Origin of the sequence: Nostoc sp. JL23, assembly GCF_017115065.1 — a bacterium.
GTDB classification, from domain to species: domain Bacteria; phylum Cyanobacteriota; class Cyanobacteriia; order Cyanobacteriales; family Nostocaceae; genus Nostoc; species Nostoc punctiforme_A.
Genome location: NZ_JABXKN010000149.1, coordinates 1 through 22,116, shown reverse-complemented (window position 1 = coordinate 22,116; position 22,116 = coordinate 1). Strand labels below are relative to the sequence as shown.

Here is a 22,116-nt window from a genome sequence, read left to right as displayed (position 1 = left end):
TCACTGGTGGATTAAAATCGGGGCTTAATCGTAAGTGATTTACCGAACATGATATAATTAGTTATGAAAGCCATTAATGCAATCCTATAATTTCTGCGACTTCGCACCAGATTTCCAACCAACACCCCACCCACTCCAATAGCCACAACATCAATAGGCTTTCGGCAATCACTCGTAAGAATCGATTGGAGAGACTAGACTACACTCCATAAGAGCGATGTCTACGACGGGCTGTCCGGTGTCGCTACTTCCTGTATTCCCAGATTCCCGCTCATCAGCAGCCCATCACCAGCAACCATATCCTGTGATACACCAAGGAAGGAGAAGCTCAAAATCGCGGATACCATCTGTAATACGCTGGCTTGTGCTGACTTCTAACCTTTGTAATGCCAACTTCAAGATTATTCGTTTTTTGCGTAAAGTACGAAACTTGAGGTGAATAGTATTATATCCCTCTTCTGTCACTCTCCGAAAAGATTTGCCATTTCTAAATTCTAGAGCTTTTGTATAGCCTGCGTAGGCGTAGCCCGCCGCAGGCATCGCACGATTATTTTCTAATAACAAATACAAGACCGATTTTTTTCTAATAGTATAGCTTGTATTCATTGCCTCATAAGGCTTCTAGCAATCGCCCTCCCGGAAAGTGACAGAAGAGGGATATAACGGTATTTACTATGGATAAGCTGGGGACAACATTTATTGTCTCCTATATAATTTACTTCATCAAAAACTGCTCTAGCTTTCGTCTATGGCAATTTCCGATGGTAGTGTAGCTTTGATTGAGAAATTAGGGTATTAGCCGATAGAGAGATAAAAGCAATACTATTTGAGCCAGGAGGTAAAAACATTACTATAAGTTAGAACTTAGCTAGTTTACACCATTCCAGAACCATTCTTTCGCTCGAAGTGGCTAAAAGCACACATATTGTGTAATGCAACTTAGTACCAGTAGTGATTGAGCCAAGTTTGAATTTCATTAACCAGCCAAGCACATTCTTCCTCGTTTAAGTGCCAATGTAACCTGTGGCGACGGTCTGTACGGATAATGACATGCCAGCCGTCGATCCTAATAGCATTGCCGCTACCAATTACCACAAGATCACTGTATTGAGATACATAAATAGAGCGAATATTTGCAATTAAATCTGAGCCTGATTCAGAGTATCTAAACCAACGGCTACTAAATTCAAAACGTCGCTTTTTCGCATCAAAGCGAATAAAAGCACCGCGCTTCTCTCCCCTGAGTAAACTAATTTTTCTAGCTATTAAATCTGGCAGTGAACACGATGAAAACAGCACCCACAATAGCCAAAAAAAGATGCTGATTCCTATTCCTCCAAATATACTAGGCAATCCCGCCAACAAAAACCAGAAAAATATCCATATTAGTTGACTTTCGTAATCTACTGGTTCCTCAAATTTATGAATTTCTAATTCTTCTGCTGACCTTTTTGTCACCACAATAGAAGGTCTAATACAGTATACACCTGGGTTCTTCTTGGAGCGAGTCATTTGAGAACTCAACTCCTGCTCTTGCTCAAGTGCCTTCAGAGCGGTGCAAGCATCGGCAAATCGTTGTTCTAAGTCTGGTTGAATCAGTTTCTCAATCCAACTTCCAAATTTTGAACTCAGGTTTGTGCGATCGCGAAATCGAATTCGCAAGTTATTCTGAGGTAGTTCAGCCGGAGCCACGCCTGTGAGCAAATAAATTAAAGTAGCTCCCAAAGCATAGAGGTCAGAGGCTGGTACAGCTCGTCCCCAAAACTGTTCCATTGGGGTATAGCCAATCGTGCCTACCACAGTAAAGGTTAACCCAGTGACAGTTGTGCGGTCTTGTACCGCACCAAAATCCACAAGATAGATTGACTGGTCTTGCCCTTGAATCAAGTTACTGGGCTTAATATCCCGATGGAGAACTGGAGGATTTAGCTGGTGCAGATAAATCAGAAGGAGCAAAATTTCTTTGGTAATTGTGCGGAGTTCCTGTTCGCTAAATCTTTTGCCCTGCTCCAACAACTCTTGTAAGGTGGAACCGGGAATATAATCTTGCACTAACCCCCACCAACTCAGTGACGTTCCTGGTTGCTGCTCAACTAAAAAGTAATCTCGGTAGCGGGGAATTTTCGGATGATTGAGATTTTGCAGGACTTGGGCTTCGCGCTCAAATAGTTTCAAATCGTCCCAATGAAGTTCAGTGCTAAACACCAGCAGCTTCAGGATAACTAACTCCTTAGTTTGGGTTGCCAAATCTGTCGCCAGCCAGGTTTGACGACCTGCAATCGTCCTTCCTAATTGCTGTTGAAGTTGATATTGTCCTTGCAAAGTCTGCCCTAAATCAAACATAACTTTGTATTTCCTCGGTACGCAAATAAATTCACTTTTATTTACTGTTCATTGCTCTTATAACTAACGTACACACTGCACCAAGCAATTTAGTAAATGTGGCATGATTAGATAGCTTAAGTGATTCACAAAACTTTCAGGTATCAACAGTGTGTTACTACGGTTTTAGACTGAAAACTACTAATAACTGCTTCCTTATTTCACAAAAATTCCTGTATATGTTGTTGATATTGGCGATCAAAGTACTGGTTTTATTATGATAAATAATTTTCGATTATAAATCTGTGATGTGCGATTGGTTGGTGGCGGTGTAGGTTAAAGGGAGAAATTCAAAACAGAATTTGTATATTCATACAAACTCATTACAAACCCATAACCAATTGAGTCACTAGTTAAATTCGGTGGATATCATCGACTTCAAATTTAATTTTCTCAAATTGCTGGTTCAGCCATTCTGAAAATAGATGAGAAATAATCTTTAAATGTAAAGCTTTATTTAATTTGGGTATCATAATTTCCTCAACATTAATCAAATGTACTCCTTTAGAAGTAACAATTGGTTTAAGAAGCTGAGGTGGAGTTGCTGCAAATACAGCTGTTGATATTTCTGGTTTCAAATTTATGCGGCTCAGTATTCCCTTATATCCTCCACATCGGCGTATCTCATCATTCTGGATATATTGGTGGGCAACTTCAGGAAAACTAATCTCACCCTCTTGAATTGCATAAAACATTTCCATTGCCAAGTCTAAATCATCAAAAACAACTTCATACATGACTATTTGAGCATAATCAAATTGATTTTCAACAAAGAACTGTTCAACTTTGTCGGCGAATAAATGTTCTGCTAACTTTGAGGAGAGAACATTATAATAAACTAACTCTTCAAAATCATCTAAAGAAAGACCGTGTTTTTGTAGCCAAGACCAAGTATTTTCAGCATTCTCAAGCTTGTTCATCATCCGCAAGCTATCTGCGGCTTCTTGAAGTTCTCCTGTTTCAACTTTTATATCTGCTTCTTGCGCTGAATCTATAATAATCTTGCGACTGAAAATAGTCTCAACAATAGTAGGAATTTGGCAGGAAAGTTTGATTTGGTGAATAATCTCTTCTTGGGAGACAGCAAAAATTTCTGACATAAATTAGCTCCTTAGTAATAATCGATTTTTGCTCAACTTTTTCTAAAGTTCTAAACCACCTTTTTGCAACTTCTTAAATGGATCTAACACAAAGTCAATAATGCGACGCTCCCGAACAATTACCTCAGCAGTTGCTGTTTGACCTGTTGTTAATAGAATCCGTTTATTTTTAGTTTGGATATAAGTTTTTGGCAATTTAATTTCTAGTTCAAAATTTTCTACTTTGCCTTGGGCAGTCTCTACAACTTTAGAGTCTGGAGAAATCCAGCGAAGTTTGCCTTCAGTTACTCCATAATCTTGAAAAGGATAAGCATCAAATTTCAATTTTACAGGCATTCCTACCCGGAGAAAACCACTTTCTTGACTGGGCATTTCGGCTCTAAATATCAAAGATACTCCTTGAGGTGCAATTTGAGTAATCATTTGTCCTGGTTGTACGACTGCTCCGGCATTATTTATAGATAACTGAAAAATTGTGCCATCAGTGGGAGTGCGAAGAGTTTGCTGTTGTACTTGAAATCGCAAAGACTGAATTTGTTTTTTGGTTTGGTTAATTTCTAATAGTACATCGACAACTTGAGATTGAAGTTCTTTAATTTGCTTTTGACTATCTAAAAGTGCAAGTTCACCTGTACGACTGATACGTTGATTGGTGCTTTGTTGCTTGGTAATTTCGGTAGTAGCTTGTTGGATATCTGATTGAGCTTGTTCTAGAAGTCCCTGGCGTTCAAACATAGCGCCTTCTATTTCTTCTAATTTACTTTTAGAAATAGCACCTTTTTGCCAAAGATATCGATAACGTTGTTTTTCATTATTAGCTAATTTCAGGCGATTTTTTTCTAAAATATATACTTGTTGACTGGAATTAAGCCGTTGCTGAATTTGGTCAAGTTGAGCAAGTTGCTCAGACTGTTGAGCTTGATTTTGTAATTGCTGAGTGCGTAAAGACATTGTGAGTTGATTTTTTAATAACTGAAGCTGATTTACGCGATTTTGTTGACCTTCTAGCTTGGACTGAGTTTGTTGTAGTTCAGTGCGAGTTAAATCAGACTCTAACTCCAGTAAAATTTGTCTGGCTTTGACAGTTTCTCCTTCTTTAACCTTGATGGCTACAACTTTTCCGGTAACAGGTGCATCCAATCTTACAGTTCTGCCTTGAGGTTCAAGTCGTCCTCTAGCACTACCTGTTTCGTCTACTTTAGATAGCATCGCCCAAGGTAAAACCATCGCAGCAAATATTACTAGCCAATATAGCAATCCTCGTGTCCAAACTTGTGGCAATGTATCAATTAATTCTTTGGTTAAAGAAGACCAATCTTCACTCACAGATGTAGAAGATTTTGACTGAGGTTTTAAGTCCAGTTGACTACTAGGATAGTGACCATTCTGACTCAATTGCTCTTGTGTAGTAAATTCGTTTGTCATTGTTAGGTCTCTAATTAATTAACGCCAAATAATTGATTTAAATTGCTACAGTTAGTTGTTTTTGATTGAGATAGAAATAGTGACCGCGTTTAACCATTAATTGCTCGTGGGTACCACTTTCTACCAACAAGCCTTTATCTAGTACCAAAATTTTGTCAGCATTGTGTACTGTTGAAAGGCGATGTGCAATCACCACTGTTGTTCTATCTTGGAGAATTGTGTTGAGATTAGTCTGAATGATGCGTTCAGATTCAGCATCAAGACTACTGGTAGCTTCGTCTAAAATCAGTAGTCGAGGATTTCCTACAAGGGCGCGGGCGATCGCTAACCGTTGTCTTTGTCCACCCGAAAGCGTTCCTCCACCCTCACCGACAAGCGTTTCGTAGCTCATCGGTAGTTCTTTAATAAATTGATGTGCGCCTGCTTATTTAGCGGCTTCTATGACTTCTTCTAAAGAGGCTTCAGGATGACCTAAACTAATATTTTCCCGAATTGTACTGCCAAACAGAAAGGTATCTTGGTCAACTACACCAATTTGCTGGCGGAGCGATCGCAGCGACAAGCTGGTAATATCATAGCCATCAATCAAAATCTTCCCTTCTGTGGGCGGATACAGCCCCAATATCAGCTTAGATATCGTTGTCTTTCCCGAACCACTGCGTCCGACAAGTGCGATCGTCTCTCCTGGTTGGACTTCAAAACTGATATTTTCTAAGGTGTTCTTATCACTTTCTGTGTGATAACGAAAAGTAACTCGATCAAAGCGAATGTAACCGCGAATTGGTGGTAAAGATTGATGAGACTGATGTTGTAAATCTTCTTCTGGTTCAGCATCAATCACATCATTAATCCGCTCAACAGCAATTAGTACCTCTTGCAACTCATTCCACAGCAGAATCAGCCGTTGAAAGGGATTAATCACGTTACCCAGTAACATATTAAAAGCAATCAGTTGCCCAATAGTGAGTTCATTTTGAATCACTTGCCACGCCCCAAACCACAATAACACTGCGGTGACTACAGCTTCAATTCCAGAGCTAAATATTTGCAGTGTGTTGCCAATTACCTGCCCAGAAAAAGTCTTTTTCACTGATTTACCAAAAAGTTCTTCCCAATGCCAGCGTACTGTATGCTCAACAGCCATAGACTTAATCGTGCGGATGCCAGTGAGAGACTGAATCAAATACCCAATTTCTTGGTTATGTGCGCCAAAAATCTCGCGGGAAACACGTTGTAAAAAAGGTGTAGCAATCAGCGCCAATAATACAAATGGTGGCACAATTACTAAGGTAAATAATGCCATTTTCCAACTATACCAAAACATCACTCCTAGATAGACAAATACTGTTAGTAAATCGAGAAAGATAGATAGTGCTTCACCAGTTAAGAAACGTTGAATTTTGCGGTTTTCCTGGACGCGAGAAATAATATCGCCAACGTAGCGAGACTCGAAATATTTCAGAGGTAAACGGAAGGTATGGCTAATAAAACCTACAATCAACGCTAGATCCACTCGATTAGCTGTGTGGTCTAAAAGGTATTGTCGTAGTCCAGTTATGGCAACTCTAAAAAGGCTAAATATGACCAAGCCTAGACCTACAGCCGTTAATGTCAGTTCACTACGCTGCACAACTACTCGGTCTAACAATAATTGCGTAAATAGTGGTGTAATCAGACCAAAAATTTGAATGAGGATAGAAGCAATAAATACTTCCAATAACACCAGCCAGTGAGGTTTAGTTAATTCAAAAAACTGCCAGAAAGCAGTGCTAGCTTCTTTTGTTTCTCTGAGTAGGGCTGTAGGTTGAAGTAATAAAGTATAGCCAGTCCAACCTGCTGTAAATTCTGTATGAGTCAGGGTACGCTGACCAATAGCAGGATCTCCCACGATAATGTGATCGCCTCTAACTTCGTAAACAACAATGTAATGTTGCCCTTCCCAATGCACAATAGCCGGGAGGCTTTGCTGGGCTAGTTTATCGAGACTGGCTTTTACAGGTCGAGTTGAAAACCCGATGCTTTCTGCTGCGGCTGCTAAACCTCGCAGCGATGAACCATTACGATCAACGTTGGCAATGTCCCGCAGGCGATTGACGCTAAAACGCTTACCCCAGTAAAGACCAACCATGACTAAGCAAGCCACACCACAATCAGATGCACTTTGCTGTTCAAAGAAAGGATAACGTCGAGTTATCCGTTGCCATAGATGACTGATTTTTACGGTTGGGTTAGGGAAGTAGGCTTTATTAATTCTTTTCTGGGACTGTTTTTTTGGCTCAACAGTAAATTGGGGAAATATAACAGGCTCAGACGCTGTAACTGGGTGGTTGTTAGCATCGAGTTCAGCCAGTTGTGGTACATATTCCAGTGCTGTTCCCCAATGCGAACGGCTGAGGCTGTATAGTTGCGTTGGTTGAGTTACCTGCCAACCACGTTCTTGAGGTAACTGAGATAAGGCGTAAATATTGCCAGCAGTGAGTTTGAGTCCTGATATGTGCAGTAGTTCGCCGCGACACAGTATCCAAAGTTGCTGGTCTTTGAGTAAAGAAGATGGAAGTTTGTTAATTTGGAGATTGTGCTGCTCTAGCAATGGTTGGATTTGCATGACACCCTCGTAAGCAGCATTATTCAGCGCCGCATTTTGGCGAAACAACAGCAGTAAATCCCAAAGTAGAGCTTGATGGTGAAAATGCTGCCCAATGGAGGGATATTTGCGAATAAGCGATCGCAAACAATTTCCGGGAATATAACCAACTTTAAGATTTACCGAAGCCCTAGCAGCATAAGGTTGAAATTGTTCTTCTGGAAATAGCGTTAGTTCACCGAATGATGTTTCCGTACCCACAGAAGCGATTAAATTATCGGTGCGATCGAGCAATCTGACTTTACCTGCCAGAATTATATAAATGCCAACGCTTGCGTCTGCTGTCTGCCAGAACAGTTTGCCTGCACTTGGTTGGAGAATTTCAATTTGTTTGATGCAGTCTGAAAATTCTTGTTGTGTAAGAGTCTGACCCAAGGTTTGGGCAAGCTGTTGAGTGGAAAATTCTGTTTTGTTCTGAACCATGATTTGTTGGGAGTTTAACCGCAGAATTAGTTGCTTGTTTTAGCGAAATTCAATGACCAGCAAAAATCCGGCTCTGGATTTGGTAGCAGGTTGCCAATAGTAATCCGAGAATTTTTTGCGTTATCAGTTTCTTTCTCGGCAGTTTTGCGTGTCTGGCGAGTCGAAAGTCCCATTTCTTTGAGCAAGCGGTTAATGTGGCAAGCACTAACTTTCATCCCCATCTCTTTTGTCAGATGCTTGCTTAACCATTGCCCTGTCCAGCGTTCAAATGAATAACCATACTCACGCGGACTATGGCTTGCCAGTTCTTGCAAACGAGCCAGATATTGCTCATTCACAGCCTTGGGACGACCCATCGGGCGATCACTCCAATGGTGAGCTTGACCTGTTTGGGCGATCGTCATCCAGTGCCGCGCCGTCTCCTGAGAGCATCCTAACGCTTCACAAATTTGAGTCTGAGATTGACCTGAATCTGCCAACAATATGATTTCAATGCGACGGCGATATTCTGGACGTAAATCTGTTTCTAGACTCTTGAGCAAGAGCTTATGCTGGAAAGTTGTTAAGTATAGACCTTGCTTGTCCACAGCAATTCCTCCTGGTATAACTTGCAATGCCCAGATAGAAATTAATCTGGATATTTCCTGAGAACCTCTGTTACTTCTCTGAATCAAAACTCCGGGAATTCCACATCTCGTTACAAAGCTTTACAATATTCGGATGAACAGTCAGAAGTCAGGCTTTCTAGGCTTTGGTGGTGTGACAAACTAAAAACAGCACCATCTACAACAAAAAACATAGCTTCAGTTTGAAATTAGATGATTCGTAGTAGTGATGCGCTACTGCACTGTAATTTTTCAGATAAAAGTACTTTTATTTTTTAATATTAAATATTTGAATAATTAAAACATAACTCATTTAATTATGCATAAATAAGAAAGTTTTAAGTCTTGAAATTATAGATTAAATCTCCGAAGATTGAAATGTGATTAGGCAATGTACAGCTAAACCAATTCCAAAAAACTTCATTTAAAAGGAAAAGTTCAATGGCTACTATCAATATTTCTGATTTGCGTCCTACTGGTTCTGATCTATTTTCTGATTCTGAAGGCTATCAGGTTGTTGAACTAGACGATAACGATCTAGACAATATCGTTGGGGGACTTTTTGGTGCTGCTGCTGGTGCTTTTGTTGCCGGGGAAATTGCACGTAGAGATGGGAAATCTCCAAGGAGAGAATATGATGATGCGCTCATTGGAGCAGCTGGTGGCTTTTTTGCTGGATTACCCGGAGGCCCGCTTGGTGCTGCTTTATCTACTCCAAAATAGAAGTCAAAATAAACTTGATTCCTGACCAATATTCTACATTCATTAATGCTTCATAGGCTGATATTGAGCGTAGCAAAACCTAACAAAAACAAACTCACTTTGGTTTTACGAATTCAACCAACCTATACAAGCAAGATTTGTTGGTCAATCAAGTAAAAATTACTCTAGTAGGAGTCAGTTAAATCTCAATCAAACAACTCTATTAAGGACAAAGAAAACAATGGCACACATTAAAGTATTAAATTTAGATAATGCTTGCTCACTATCTGAATTAAGCTGCGAGGACATAAATATTGTTAGAGGAGGATACGCAGCTACATTGTATGCTACTAAAAGTCCTATTGCTGCTCGTGTTGCATACGATATTACTTTGATTAGAACAGGTAGTAGAGTGTTAGCTTGGGTGGCTTCTTTATCTACTTCAGATTAGAGACCAAATAAAATCTGAGTGTTAGGCTCATAACTGTGTTGCTTAGTGCCTTTCAGATAAGCATTAAATGATACGAAACTCCTGAAACTAAACTTGGTTTAGTTTCAGGAGTTTAATTAATACATACAAAATAAAGTAGCTCGATTTTTGTCATTCAATATCCAGATTTATGGTAGGCAAAGTAACAACTCAAGGCGATCAAATCCTCAAAGCAGACATTGCACGTCAGCTTTTTGGTCTTGACGGTCAAGGAATTAAAGTAGGCATCATCTCGGATAGTTTCAATTCGCTTTCTGGATTAAGTGAAAATGTTAAAAGTGGAGATTTGCCTGGAAAAGCGAATCCATTTGGATATCAGCAACCTGTCAACATCCTTGCAGACAGTAATGAGCCACTATTAGATGAAGGTAGGGCATTAGGTCAGATAGTTCACGATATTGCACCAGGGGCAGAGTTATTTTTTCATACCTTCATTGAAGAGGATCGAAACAGGCTCTTTGCAGATGAAGAAAGTTTTGCCAAGGCAGTTTCTACTCTTACTGCTGCCGGGGTTGATATCATCGTTGAAGACGCTGTCATTCCTGCTTCTCTTCTACAAGACGGTAAAGCAGCTAAGGCTATCGAAGCAGCGATCAATCAAGGCGTAATAGTTGTCTCTGCGGCTGGGAATAATGGCGGAATTTCATACGAAAGTGTATTTCGTCCAGGCGCTGAGTTTGAGCTTGAAGGTCTTCAATTTCAAGCCCACGATTTCGACCTCACTGATGGCGTAGATTTCTTTCAGAACATCAATCTCCCAGAGGAAAATACACTGATCAGCCCTCTTTTGGGATGGGACAATCCGATTGGGGAAATCAAAACGGAATATGTCCAGTTTTTAGTAAATACGCCTGAATTGCCGAACCCAGATAATATTGTCGCGATCTCAGGATTCACTAGTGAGTCTGCTGTAGATGTTCCCCTTCAAGGACTTGTGTATGCTCCTGAAAAGGATGAACAGCTTTACTTTGTAATTGCCAAAGTTGGTGATGATGTATCCAAAAAACCAACGTTTATCAAGTGGGTTAGTGGTGCTAATGGGGCAGACCGCAAAATCGACTACGAATACATAGACGAAAATGCCAATAATAGGTCAGTTTATGGTTATAGCAATGCACCTAACTCCATTACAGTCGGCGCAACTGACATAGACAATCCTACAGAAGTCAGGAGTTATTCAAGTCGTGGTGGCTCTCCAATTTTGTTTGATGCTGAAGGTAATAGATTAGTTAATCCCATTTTTAGAAATAAACCAGAAATCTATGCTCCAGATGGCGCTGCAACTAATTTCCCAATTGATTCCCCATTAGCTGAATTTTTAGGTACTTCAGCATCTGCTCCTCATGTAGCAGGTATAGTCGCTTTAATGTTAGAGCGAGCTGATGGGAAACTTATCCCTGAAGAGATTCGTACTAAAGTCCAAAATACTGCGTTTTCTATAGGAGAAGGTTCAGGGCTTGTACAGGCAGATAGAGCTGTTATAGAGTCATTTTTTTCCAAAAAGATAGGGTCTGACTATAAGGATTTTATCTACGGGACGGATTCTGCTGACAATCTTTATGGCAACAACGGTGCTGATATTCTCATTGGAGGTCAGGGACGCGACTATTTAGTAGGAGGAGAAGAAGCAGATATTTTAATAGGAGGTAGCGGCAATGATGTCCTCGATGGCGGTAAGGGCAACGATATCCTGATCGGTGGAGAAGGAGCCGATCGCTTTGTACTGCGATCGCTTTACGGACAAGATAAAATACTTGACTATCGTCATGGAGAGGACTTTTTCATCTTAGAGGATCTAACATTTGAGCAACTCACAGTTACGCAAGGCAGTTTTAGCACTTCAATTCAGGTTACAAATACGCAAGAAAGACTAGCAGAACTTATTGGAATACAAGCTAGCACCATTGGGGTGGAAAACTTTATAGCGTTGGCATAGTAAGAAAGGGTTGGCTTTGGAGATTGGACTCGACCCGAAGAAATTGATGTGGCGATCGCAGTCCTTCAGCAAGGTAAAGTAATCTACATATCAGTATAATTACAACCAATTACCTACCAGAACATAAGGTGCCCAAAAATATGGGCGATTTTCTTTAGCTAAAATTGCCAGTTGGGCGCGTTGCAGAGCTTGGGCTTTAGTTACCCCAGCATCCAACTGTCGGTATAATTCACCCATAAACTCGCTAGTAGATTCATCATCTATTGTCCACAAAGTTGCTAGCGTACTGCGTGCGCCCGCCCGCACCGCCACGCCAGCTAATCCCAAAGCATCTCGTTTGTCTCCCGTGGCAGTTTTACAAGCACTAAGAACGAGTAATTCAATTGTTTCTGGTCGGCTTTCACCCCTAGTTCGTAGTAAATTATCTAATTCTCTAACCTTCAGTAATTTATCCCAGGTGAGAATATAAGTTTGTTTAACGTCTGAACTAAATTGCCCGTGAGTTGCTAGATGTACCACTGAAAACGGACTAGATTGAATTTGCTTTTCCAGATTAGTTTGAGTAAAATCCTGATTTAAAAGTTGTTTACTTTTTTTCACTGAAGACTGGACTTGTTTTAATTCCTGTGTCACATTTGAGAGTTCAGAAAAAGATTGACCTTCAATTAAGCGTTCTTGCTCAACTCCGGCAACTAAAACATTTAGCTGCACGTTTTGTAAAGGTTTGGGATCAACAAGTTGCAAACCAGGGGTCAAAGAAATAGCATAATTTTCTATTAGATATTTTTGCTGTTGTTTGTCGTAGAGAATCGCCATTGGGATATTCCGCAACGCACCATCTAGTACAAACACTAAAGTTTTTATCTCTTGGGTTGCTAAATTTGCTTCAATAGGTTTAATTAACCAATCATATAACTGTTGTGAATACTGCTTAACATCAGGTTCTCGGCTAGCAATCGGTAAATCTTTTTGTAATTGTTCTACAGTTTTTTCTAATACATTTTTAGATATTTTAGTAGTATTGTGGTAAATTGTATCTTGCCCTGGCAATCTAGTAATAATTTCTAGTCGGTTATCTAAAATAATTGGATAGATAACCGCTGTGGATTTTTCTTTTTCAACTAATTGATCAAGTCCAACTCTTGGTAGTAAACAAGGCGAACGAAAAAAGTTATCTAATTCTGCTAATTGGAGAGATTCAATTACTTGGCGGGCTTGAAGGAGATGATCTGACTTTTGAGTATTTTCCTCCAATTGCAACAGTAAATCAACGTACTGTCGATATACTGGTTCTATGCTCTCGCGGAAGGAAAATTGGACATCAGGATTAATTGCAACTAAATCGTTACGAAGGGATTTGAGGGCGTTATAAGCTCGATTATAAGCTGCTGTTGCAGCTGGGATATTGGATTGCTTTTGAAATATCCGTCCCATTTGCCAATGCCATTGATAAGCAATGTCTTGAGCATCAATAGACTCAGCTTTCACTAAGGCTTGCTGCGTGAGGCCTTTGGCATCAGATAACTGTCCGCTTTGTTCGTATAGTTCGCCAAGAGTACCAATTGCATAAGATTCGCTTCGTTCATCTTTTAAACTCTTAGCAATTTCTACAGCTTGGGCGAGCATTTGAGCAATATCTTTTGGCTGAACTTCGTTTTGGATCATTTTGCTCAGACTTTGGGCAAAGTTAATTCGGTAATTAACAGCCGTCCGACTTGGAGGCAAATTGTTTATCTGAGACTGAATTTGGGATAATAATGCTTTTGCTGTGCTAATTTTTTTTTGTTCTACTAATAGTCTTAATAGATTTAGTTCAGCTTGGAGGCGCACAGTAGATGTTGCAGATGCAATTTGCACCGCCTGTTGATAGTATTGGATTGCTGTTTTAGTGTAATCATCGGCGCTGTTTGAGTTACCTAAACTAACTTGAGCGTATGCTTGAGCGCGGGCTGTGTTACCTAAACTCAGTAAAGCATTACTTTGAGCGATCGCATCTCCCACTTTCCTAGCCACAGAATAACTTTCTTCTAAAATTTTGTGCGAATCGTTTAAATAACCCAAACCTCGCAGCACATTCCCTAAGCTCTGCAATCCTGTGGCTTTCAGAGAAGAATCTGGTTGTTTTTGGAGAATTCCTTGTACCAAAATTAATGTTTTATGTGCTTGCAAGTAATTTCCCAAAGCTTGCATTGCTTGGGCTTGATTAATCCGATTGCGAATCAGCGCTGATGTATCATCTAATTGTTGATAAATTTTAGCTGCTTCTTGCCAAGTACCCAAAGCGGCTTCAGTTTGCCCCCGTGCTAATTCCAGATTTCCTTGAACATCTAAAGCTTGGGCAAATATTTGCGATTGTTCTTGTGAAGAATTAAAATCTTTGAGAGTTTGTAATAGTTTAATACTTTGTGTGAGCGCTTCAGTTGCCTCTTGCCATTGTCCTAGTTTTTGGTAGGCTAAAGAAAGATTGCTCAAAGTTATAGCTTCGTTTAACGAATCATTATTAGCCGTAAATTCATTAGCTGCTTTTCTTAAAACTTGTACCGCCTCCATAAACTGTCCCACTTCATAAAGTGCTTGACTTTGTTGCACTAAACTATAAGTCTTAGTTGGATTGACAGCAGAGGTTGTTGTTAAAATAGAAAAGGACAGGGTTGTAGATTTTGAACTACGCGCATCGGCGACTACAGGGGAAGAGCGTGATTTTACAAACGCCACCATTAAATAATTAGATGAGTTAAAGATATACGGACAATATATGCACAGTAATGCAGTCAATAATGCTATTAATAAATGCTTTAAAAGTTTCATATAATTCAAAAATATAAGTTATTTTAGAATTATAATACTTATTCTTTCTAGTTATTTAGAATAGAAATCTAACACAACTATTTATAACTCTGCAATTTCGTGTGAAATTAAAACGGTTGATATTGTCCAAAAAAGTGTAATTGTCAGGTTGTTGAACAACATGAGCAAGCAGAATGCTATAAAAGCCTGAGTCACTTTAGCTACCATGACATTGAATTGGGTTCTGTCTGGAAGTGTGAGAAGTAGCGGTAGATGAATTAGCAGTGAGGACTATTTGCCCTTTGGCGTTTAGCACTGCACTTGTGGCTTCAACAATACGTTTGGGAGTGGAGGTAGTTGGTTTAGTGGCAATAGGTGGTAGGGAACGGTTGTTATTGCTGGGTTTAAGAGACACCCAATTTATTTGGGTTGCATCAGGAGTGAGAATATCTTTAGGGTTGGCTGGTAAACCACCTCGTCCGGCAATCGCAAACTTGCTTTGAGCATAACCTGGACTATAGCAGCCTTGGGCTACTTCAGTATCAACTGATATTGTTGGCAATTCAACTAAGCCACTGTTAGGGTCGATATCAGGTGTGTTTAATTCTACAGTGCCTTGCGTACCAAATTCTGAACTAGCAGTGATGTCACTCAAGAGAGTTGGACTTTCACGAAACTTAATACCATAAATACCAGAGGCTTTGATATCCACTCTCCCACCTGTGCCTGTAAAAGCATTAGCAGTGATGTCACTATTTTCAAGAGGTACGGCAACGATGAAACCTAACGGGGCATTGATAGTAATGTTGCCACCATTACCACCAGCTTGTGCTGTACCTGCGGTGGTGGTAATTTGAGCGCCACGACGGAGAAGGAGTAAATCAGTTTGTAAGTTGATATTGCCACCGTTACCCGATGCAGATTCGGCATCAAGTCTGCCACTGTTGTCTAGGGTAACTCTAGGCGAGGTGACGATAATATCTCCAGCAGTACCCGTCGTACTTTGGGAGTTAACGAACAAGCCACTGTTAAAGTTTGAACTACTACCAGAAATGGTAACAAAATCAGCCGCATTAACTTCGATTGCACCTGCATTCCCTTGTCCAAAAGTTTCGGCAGTCAGAAAAGCACCATCTCGTAATGAGAAAGAACCAGAATCGATAGTAATATTACCCACATTCCCTACTGTCCCCGTTTCCACCAAACTGCCAATCCCACTGACAGAATCGTTTTTCTGCCCAGCAATATCAACAGCACCAGTAACATTAACATTGACATTCCCTGCATCCCCCCGTCCTGCTGGTTGGGTATCAGATGCACTACGAGTAAGGGTTACTAGTTGAGCGCCATCAATTAGTGATAGTGTTGCAGCATTGATATCGATATTGCCACCTTTACCGACACCTCCTGCTTCCACTGTGCTGAAAATGTAAGCATTATCTGCAAGGGAAACAGCATCTTTTGCACTCACTGTCACATTCCCCGCATTCCCTTGTCCAAATGTTAAAGCCTGAAGTTGAGCGCCGTCTCGTAATGAGAATGAACCGGAGTTAATAGTAATATTACCCCCATTACCAACTGCCCCGGTTTCCACCGTGCTTAAAATTCCACTACTAATCAAACCGTTTCTCCCAGCAATATTGACAGCACCAGTAACATTAACATTGACATTCCCCGCATCTCCCTGTCCTGCTGGCTGGGTAGCAGATGCTTTACGAGTAGAGGTTAGCAGTTGAGCGCCATCAATTAGTAATAGTGTTGCAGCATTAATGTCAATATTGCCACCTCTACCGACACCCCCTGCTTCCACCGTGCTGAAGATGGCAGCATTATTGGCAAGGGAAACAGTATCTTTTGCCCATACTGTCACATTCCCCCCATTCCCTTGTCCAAATGTTGAGGCAGTAAGTAGAGCGCCATCAATTAGTGATAATGTTGCAGCATTGATGTCTATATTGCCACTCCTACCGACACCCTCTGATGCCACTGTGCTAAATATGCCAGCATTTGCAAGAGAAACAGCATCTTTTGCACTCACTGTCACATTCCCTGCATTCCCTTGTCCAAATGTTGAGGCAGTAAGTTGAGCGCCATCAATTAGTGATAATGTTGCAGCATTGATGTCTATATTGCCACTCCTACCGACACCCTCTGATGCCACTGTGCTAAATATGCCAGCATTTGCAAGAGAAACAGCATCTTTTGCACTCACTGTCACATTCCCTGCATTCCCTTGTCCAAATGTTGAGGCAGTAAGTTGAGCGCCACCTTGTAACCAGAAGGAACCAGAATCAATAGTAATGTTACCCCCATTACCTTTTGAACCTAAACGCACAAGATTGGCAATTATGCTCCCACTGCCTACAACTTTGATTTCATCGGTAGCATTAAGCGTAATATCTCCTGCAACAGTTTCAGGTGTCCCCAAACCTTGGCTAATACCAGCACTTAGGACAGTTCCTCCTAAAATCTCTAGATTTCTGACATTGACTGCAATATTACCGTCACCAATCCCAGTTACAAGTACACGTGAACTATTAATAAAGGATATATCTGCTCGCGCAATATTCTCAGGAAATTTCAAGCTGAGATTATCGCCATTTACACTCAACGCTACAGTACCAGGTTCTGCCAATCCTCCTAACTCAACTCGTCCACCATTAGCATTTAATCGTCCTCCATCCATGCTGACATTACCACCTACCAGCAGTAGACTTTTTCCATCTGGTACTCGTAAACCAAATGCATCAAAACCTGCTGGATCTGTTTTTGCGGGTGCTATTGAGTTATTTTGAATCGGCGCAGTAGCAATTTGATTAAATAGTAAGGCGGAAGGATTGACTGTTAGCAAAGATGTAGAATTTTCTGGATTAGTAGCACTAAAAAAACCGCGATCGCCAAATTCAATAGCATTAGCTGTAGTCCCTACAAACGAACCACCAATATCTAGTCTTGCCTCCCGTCCAAAAATAATCCCATTTGGATTTATCAAAAACAAATTAGCTGTACCATTAGCGCGAATTAACCCTTCAATATTAGAAACTGACCCACCTGTAACCCGACTAATGATATTTTGAATATCTACAGCATTATTAAAGGAAGCAGCGCTACCATTAGGCACAGAAAATTCGCCAAAGCTATGAAACAAATTACTTCCTGCTTGCGTTCCTTCAGTAATATTGAAGATATTCCCCTCTCTTGTGACGCTGGAGTTATTAGGCAAGGTGTTATCCGGGGTAATTTGAGCCAAAACAGACTCTTGCCAAGAAGCAATTAACATCCCACACGCCACAAAACTACTACACCAACATCCCCAATCTTGAGTTACTTCTGACATAACACCTCTAAGAAATTAGTAACTTCACTGTGTGATTAGTCTTATTTTTCTAAGTTGTAATGCTCTACAATTGGCTCTTTAGTAATATCTTGCAAGCCAACTACATTTAATAAGTCAACCCAATCTTTATTAATAGTTGCATCCTGCGGATTAGCGCGGCGCAGTTGACCTAAATTAGTTAGGGCATCATACCAAATATTATTGCTACTATAAACAATGTACTCCCTTGATTTTGCGGTCTTCAATTGACTATGAAGAGCCTCTGTCATCACCTTTTTTTGCACAAACCCATCTACATAAAAATTATCAGATATTTTTTGCGGATCGCCACAATAAATATGAAAATACCAGTGATATTTTTTATCTGCTTTTAAAGAGTATTGCGATCGCGATGGCAAACTAATGCTAACAATACCAGATTTTCCAGAGAGAGTAAGAGGTGTTCGATAAACATTTTGTACATCTTTACCATCTAGCACTTGTAACACGAATTCTCCATAACGCGTGGTTTGTGGTAATTGGGGAACATAAAACCAAAATGTTGGATTTTCTGCAACTGTTGATGCTAAAAATGATTCCTCTGCATCGCCAGGTACTAAAGCAGTCAGACGTGTCAGAGAGTTAGGACACTCAGGATTACGCCCAGCCCCGGCTCTGCGCCGACCTGTCGGTGCACCATTTCTGGGCAATTTTGGTTGGCGAAAAGATTGGAAATGCGAATTTTTAAAAGTGTTTTGAATCGAATCAGTCAGATGTGCTTGCACTGATTGTGAATAATTTGTTGTACTAATAATTAGCAAAGGAATTATACAGGCATGTTGAATGATTTTTTTTCTAATCATGACCAAAATTTAATTGTTTTCTCTTACTAAGATGTAAATGTTTAAACCATGAAATTACTATTATTTGGGTAGCTAGTAATGCTAATATTGGAGGGATAAGTGGCACCCATCCAGCCAGCGTAAAAATGCCAAAACATAACCCAAATAATATTAAAAGTGTTACTACCACCGCTAATCCGATGTGCAGCGGTTTTAAATAATACCATGCTGTAATACCTCCTATTAATGACCATCCCCATATCCAAAGTGCTTCCATCCATCCAGACCACCACCACAACAAAGGTCTGCGGTCTAAAACTGCACTCAGGATTTGACTTAGCATCTGCGCTTGTACGAACACTCCCGGTATTTGCTTTTGCTTCGGTTTTGCATTAGAACTAAAAGGTGTTTTCCAATAATCGTTAGGATTGTTGGTGGTGGGGGCAGAAAGACCAATAAGAACAATGCGGTCTTTGAGTAATTTAACTGATTCTAATGGGATTTTTTCATCTAACACATCTCTCAAACTAACTTGCTCGGCAATTTTTTCCACTGAGGAGAGAGAACGATAATTCAACAATATTTGATAACCAGATGCATCCACTTTTTGATAACCGCTAGTGTGTTCGTTTAATTGCTCAAACACAACGTTACCAATCTGCAAATAATCTCCTTTCGTAACACTTGATGTTTTGCCTTCTTGATCTAAATAATGAAGTGCTAGTTGTAGACTAAAAGCGTATTCTGTGGTACATAGAGATTTTGAGGGAGGAGTCAAATGTAAAAGTTGGCGACGAGCAATATCTTCTTCGTCTGCAACAAAATCACTAAAACTCAAGCGTTCTCTGGAAACTCCAGAAGGTGGGGGAATTCCATCGGTATCACCATCATCATAAATAGTAGCAACTTTGCACACAAAAAATAGACGGTTATCTTCCTGAAAACGAGTAGCTAAATTTAGATATTTTGGATCTAAAATACCATCCCGATAAATATCTAAACCGATAGTTCGTGGTTGATACTTATTTAATTTTTCTAATAGTTGAGCAAGGGCTTGGTCAGATAATGACCATCGCATTTGCATTCCTTTATTGAGTTGATACTGGATATCCGCTTCATCAATAGTGATAATTAAAATCCGTTCGTCGGGTTGTTCAGTGACAAGTTGCGATCGCAATTGCATAAAATGGTCAAAAGCTTGTAATTCCGAGGTTTGCAGATAACCCCAATACCGCACTCCCAAAACTAAACTTGTTACCAACAAGCTTGTCAGCAATATTGCCATTCCACTCTTGGGAGCAAACATTTTTCGATGCAACTGCCAAGTCATCGGCACTACCGCAGGATGTTCGTTAATCACTGGCAACCAACTTGCACCTGGATATTCCTTTTCTATTCCTTTAAGCCTTTGTCTGGCAGTGCGAACCGCAGCATATATAGATTTTCCTGATGAAAAAACCTCCAGAAAATGCTTTAAAAATTTTTGAGCTACGAAGTCTGGCACTGGTTCTCGCATAACAATAATTTGCGGAATCTGTAAATCTTGTAGTTCTCGCGCTAATCCTAATCCATCACAAGAGTTAAAAATCGCTAATTGTAATCCGTTGGCAACAGCATTTCTCAAGTCATGTCTGAGTTCATCAATTGTTAATTTATCTGTCTTATTAATATAGATACAACCAGTATCACCTTCGCTTTTGGTATGACCTGCAAAAAATAAAATATTCCAAGGTTGTTTCCACAATTTTTCGTTGATATCTGAATATTGAGGTTCTACTAAAAAAGTTGTAGCGGCATTAGGTAATTTCTCTAGTAACTGGCGGTCTTGCTCGACATCAATACCGTCACTATGGCCTAAAATTGCCAAAATTCTGATTTTATTTCTCCAGGTAGATGTCTGCAATGCGGGTTTTACTCGTTCTGATTCTGGAATACTGAGAACAACTTCAGCTTTGAGGTAATCTCTATCTATCAAATCCCACAAATGCCAGGGAAGTTTCTTGAGTTGCAAACAGTGAGTGCGAATCAACACCCGTATTTCTTCGTCTGGCATCAGATGTTTGAGCCATTTTTCCCGCACGGGACGGAAAGATTCTGACAGCAACCATTTATTCAGATGCTCCTGCACCTCACTAGCTTTTGTGTCGTACTCCTTACGTCGCTGGGAGATAGAACCATCGTAAATAATTTTTTTTGCTTTGATGCGGGTAAATTTCCACAAACTGCGATAATTCAACTGCCACTGGTCAATTGCTGTTGCCATATCTAGATTAGAGGGCAGCTTGCCAGTAATTTCTGTAGTGGGGCGTTTGCCTTCTTCTCCAATCTCCAGCGTTACCTGCACGCCTAAGTGCAAATCGCCATCTAGCTTCAGCACAACTAATTTTCTCATTGGCAGTACCCCTGCTATTGTTATTAACAAATGACAAAATTTTCTGTAATGCTGATATCTCCCAGAGCTAGTTTAACGCTGAAACGTTCTCCCATCTCACAACTAAATTGCAATTGAATATTCTTATTACTGCTTCTAGTTTGAGCTTCCATCACAGATGCTCCCTCAAAATCTAGTATCATTAGATGTAGATTTGGGGGTAGATAATGTTGCCCAGTTGTTGGATATACTTCTACGATAACGTCCATTTCTTGCTCGTTGTCTGGAGGCAGGGTGACAACTAAAACCACTGCGCGTTGGCGTAGCCCGCCGTAGGCATCGCTCAAAATTTTTCCTAAATCAATCAGCTTACCCCTACTAATAAAAGCGCCATTAGCACTTCTCAAACTCCAAGCTGGATTGATACTTGGAGTCCCTAAAAGAGTCTCAACTTCTTGCCACCCAGATTCAAAAATATTCTCTAACCATTGCTTCAAATTAACTAAATTCTGATTACAGGTCAGCGAATTATCAGCAAGTTGGATTTGAGAAAGTTCTTCTAAATACTCTAATAGTTCATCTAAAGGTTGCAATTGGTTAATGGGTAACAAGTCAGTTTGTACCTGCTTGACAAATCCCAACAATTTCGCTTCTCTAAATGATTTGCATATCTGCACAGCTACATAACCAATTCGATTTGACTGTACTTCCGGCGGCACATAAACAAATTGTGCATCTGACAATACTGGGCGACATTCTAACAAGCCTAAGTTTTTAAGCGACAAATCAGCGACATCCATAAGTGTCTGTTGGATGACATTCCAACTGTCACTTTTATTCAAGTCTGTTTCAAATCCCATGCAACATAGATAATAGTTTACAAAAGATACAGACAAAGTATTGAGATAAACTTGTTCACCTTTTGCTTGTGTGGCTTGTTGTCTGCGTAACTCTTCTGCTCGATGCCTTCCATCCACAGGTATAGGGGCTGAAAATTTTAAATTCCTCTTTGGTGGAGGTATGAGCCACTAGAATTAGCGGGACTTAGACAAAACAGAAGAGTAAAAAAGAGTACAATGCTTAATTAGCATAG

General features: G+C 40.2%; 13 protein-coding genes and 1 pseudogene. 3 read left to right on the top strand and 11 right to left on the bottom strand.

What is annotated here, in order from left to right; translation table 11 throughout:
* Window positions 1–285 precede the first annotated feature (285 nt).
* The 6 genes and pseudogenes from HWQ42_RS32265 to HWQ42_RS32240 form a co-directional block, all read right to left on the bottom strand.
* A complete protein-coding gene (locus tag HWQ42_RS32265; RefSeq protein WP_292819353.1) occupies window positions 286–606 on the bottom strand; it encodes a hypothetical protein in 321 nt (106 codons plus the stop codon).
* Between the two features lie 333 nt (window positions 607–939).
* Complete coding sequence (locus HWQ42_RS32260) at window positions 940–2,343, bottom strand: serine/threonine-protein kinase (RefSeq protein ID WP_292819350.1); 1,404 nt, start codon at window positions 2,341–2,343, stop codon at window positions 940–942.
* 392 nt (window positions 2,344–2,735) lie between these two features.
* Entirely contained in the window at window positions 2,736–3,482 is a 747-nt protein-coding gene (locus tag HWQ42_RS32255) for a peptidylprolyl isomerase (RefSeq protein WP_292819347.1), read from the bottom strand.
* A 42-nt stretch (window positions 3,483–3,524) separates the two neighbouring features.
* Window positions 3,525–4,907 carry an HlyD family efflux transporter periplasmic adaptor subunit gene (locus HWQ42_RS32250; RefSeq protein WP_292819344.1) on the bottom strand — a complete coding sequence of 461 codons (1,383 nt, stop codon included), beginning with the start codon at window positions 4,905–4,907 and terminating at the stop codon, window positions 3,525–3,527.
* Window positions 4,908–4,944: 37 nt separating this feature from the next.
* Window positions 4,945–7,974, bottom strand: a pseudogene (locus tag HWQ42_RS32245) (peptidase domain-containing ABC transporter).
* Window positions 7,975–8,000: 26 nt separating this feature from the next.
* On the bottom strand, window positions 8,001–8,603 hold the full coding sequence (locus HWQ42_RS32240; RefSeq protein ID WP_292819356.1) for a helix-turn-helix domain-containing protein: 603 nt from the start codon (window positions 8,601–8,603) through the stop codon (window positions 8,001–8,003).
* A 417-nt stretch (window positions 8,604–9,020) separates the two neighbouring features.
* On the opposite strand from HWQ42_RS32240, the gene HWQ42_RS32235 reads away from it, so the two are divergent.
* The 3 genes from HWQ42_RS32235 (at window position 9,021) to HWQ42_RS32225 (ending at window position 11,707) form a co-directional block, all read left to right on the top strand.
* Entirely contained in the window at window positions 9,021–9,302 is a 282-nt protein-coding gene (locus HWQ42_RS32235; RefSeq protein WP_292819341.1) for a hypothetical protein, read from the top strand.
* Window positions 9,303–9,522: 220 nt separating this feature from the next.
* Entirely contained in the window at window positions 9,523–9,732 is a 210-nt protein-coding gene (locus tag HWQ42_RS32230; RefSeq protein WP_292819338.1) for a hypothetical protein, read from the top strand.
* A 169-nt stretch (window positions 9,733–9,901) separates the two neighbouring features.
* Window positions 9,902–11,707, top strand: coding sequence for a S8 family serine peptidase (locus tag HWQ42_RS32225; RefSeq protein ID WP_292819335.1), 1,806 nt, complete (start codon window positions 9,902–9,904; stop codon window positions 11,705–11,707).
* Window positions 11,708–11,806: 99 nt separating this feature from the next.
* On the opposite strand, the gene HWQ42_RS32220 is transcribed toward HWQ42_RS32225, so the two are convergent.
* The 5 genes from HWQ42_RS32220 to HWQ42_RS32200 all read right to left on the bottom strand — a co-directional run bounded on the left by HWQ42_RS32220 (window position 11,807) and on the right by HWQ42_RS32200 (window position 22,000).
* Window positions 11,807–14,425 (bottom strand): CHAT domain-containing protein, encoded by a 2,619-nt coding sequence (locus tag HWQ42_RS32220; RefSeq protein ID WP_292819332.1) that lies wholly within the window; start codon window positions 14,423–14,425, stop codon window positions 11,807–11,809.
* Between the two features lie 286 nt (window positions 14,426–14,711).
* Window positions 14,712–17,831 (bottom strand): filamentous hemagglutinin N-terminal domain-containing protein, encoded by a 3,120-nt coding sequence (locus HWQ42_RS32215; protein ID WP_292819329.1) that lies wholly within the window; start codon window positions 17,829–17,831, stop codon window positions 14,712–14,714.
* Between the two features lie 41 nt (window positions 17,832–17,872).
* Window positions 17,873–18,673, bottom strand: a complete 801-nt coding sequence (locus tag HWQ42_RS32210) for a DUF928 domain-containing protein (protein WP_292819326.1) — start codon at window positions 18,671–18,673, stop codon at window positions 17,873–17,875.
* A complete protein-coding gene (locus tag HWQ42_RS32205; protein WP_292819323.1) occupies window positions 18,666–21,044 on the bottom strand; it encodes a CHASE2 domain-containing protein in 2,379 nt (792 codons plus the stop codon). Before HWQ42_RS32205 ends, HWQ42_RS32210 begins: the two co-directional genes overlap by 8 nt.
* Window positions 21,045–21,067: 23 nt before the next feature.
* The gene (locus tag HWQ42_RS32200) at window positions 21,068–22,000 is read right to left on the bottom strand and encodes a DUF1822 family protein (RefSeq protein WP_292819320.1); all 933 of its coding nucleotides are present in this window, start codon (window positions 21,998–22,000) and stop codon (window positions 21,068–21,070) included.
* Between the last annotated feature and the right edge of the window lie 116 nt (window positions 22,001–22,116).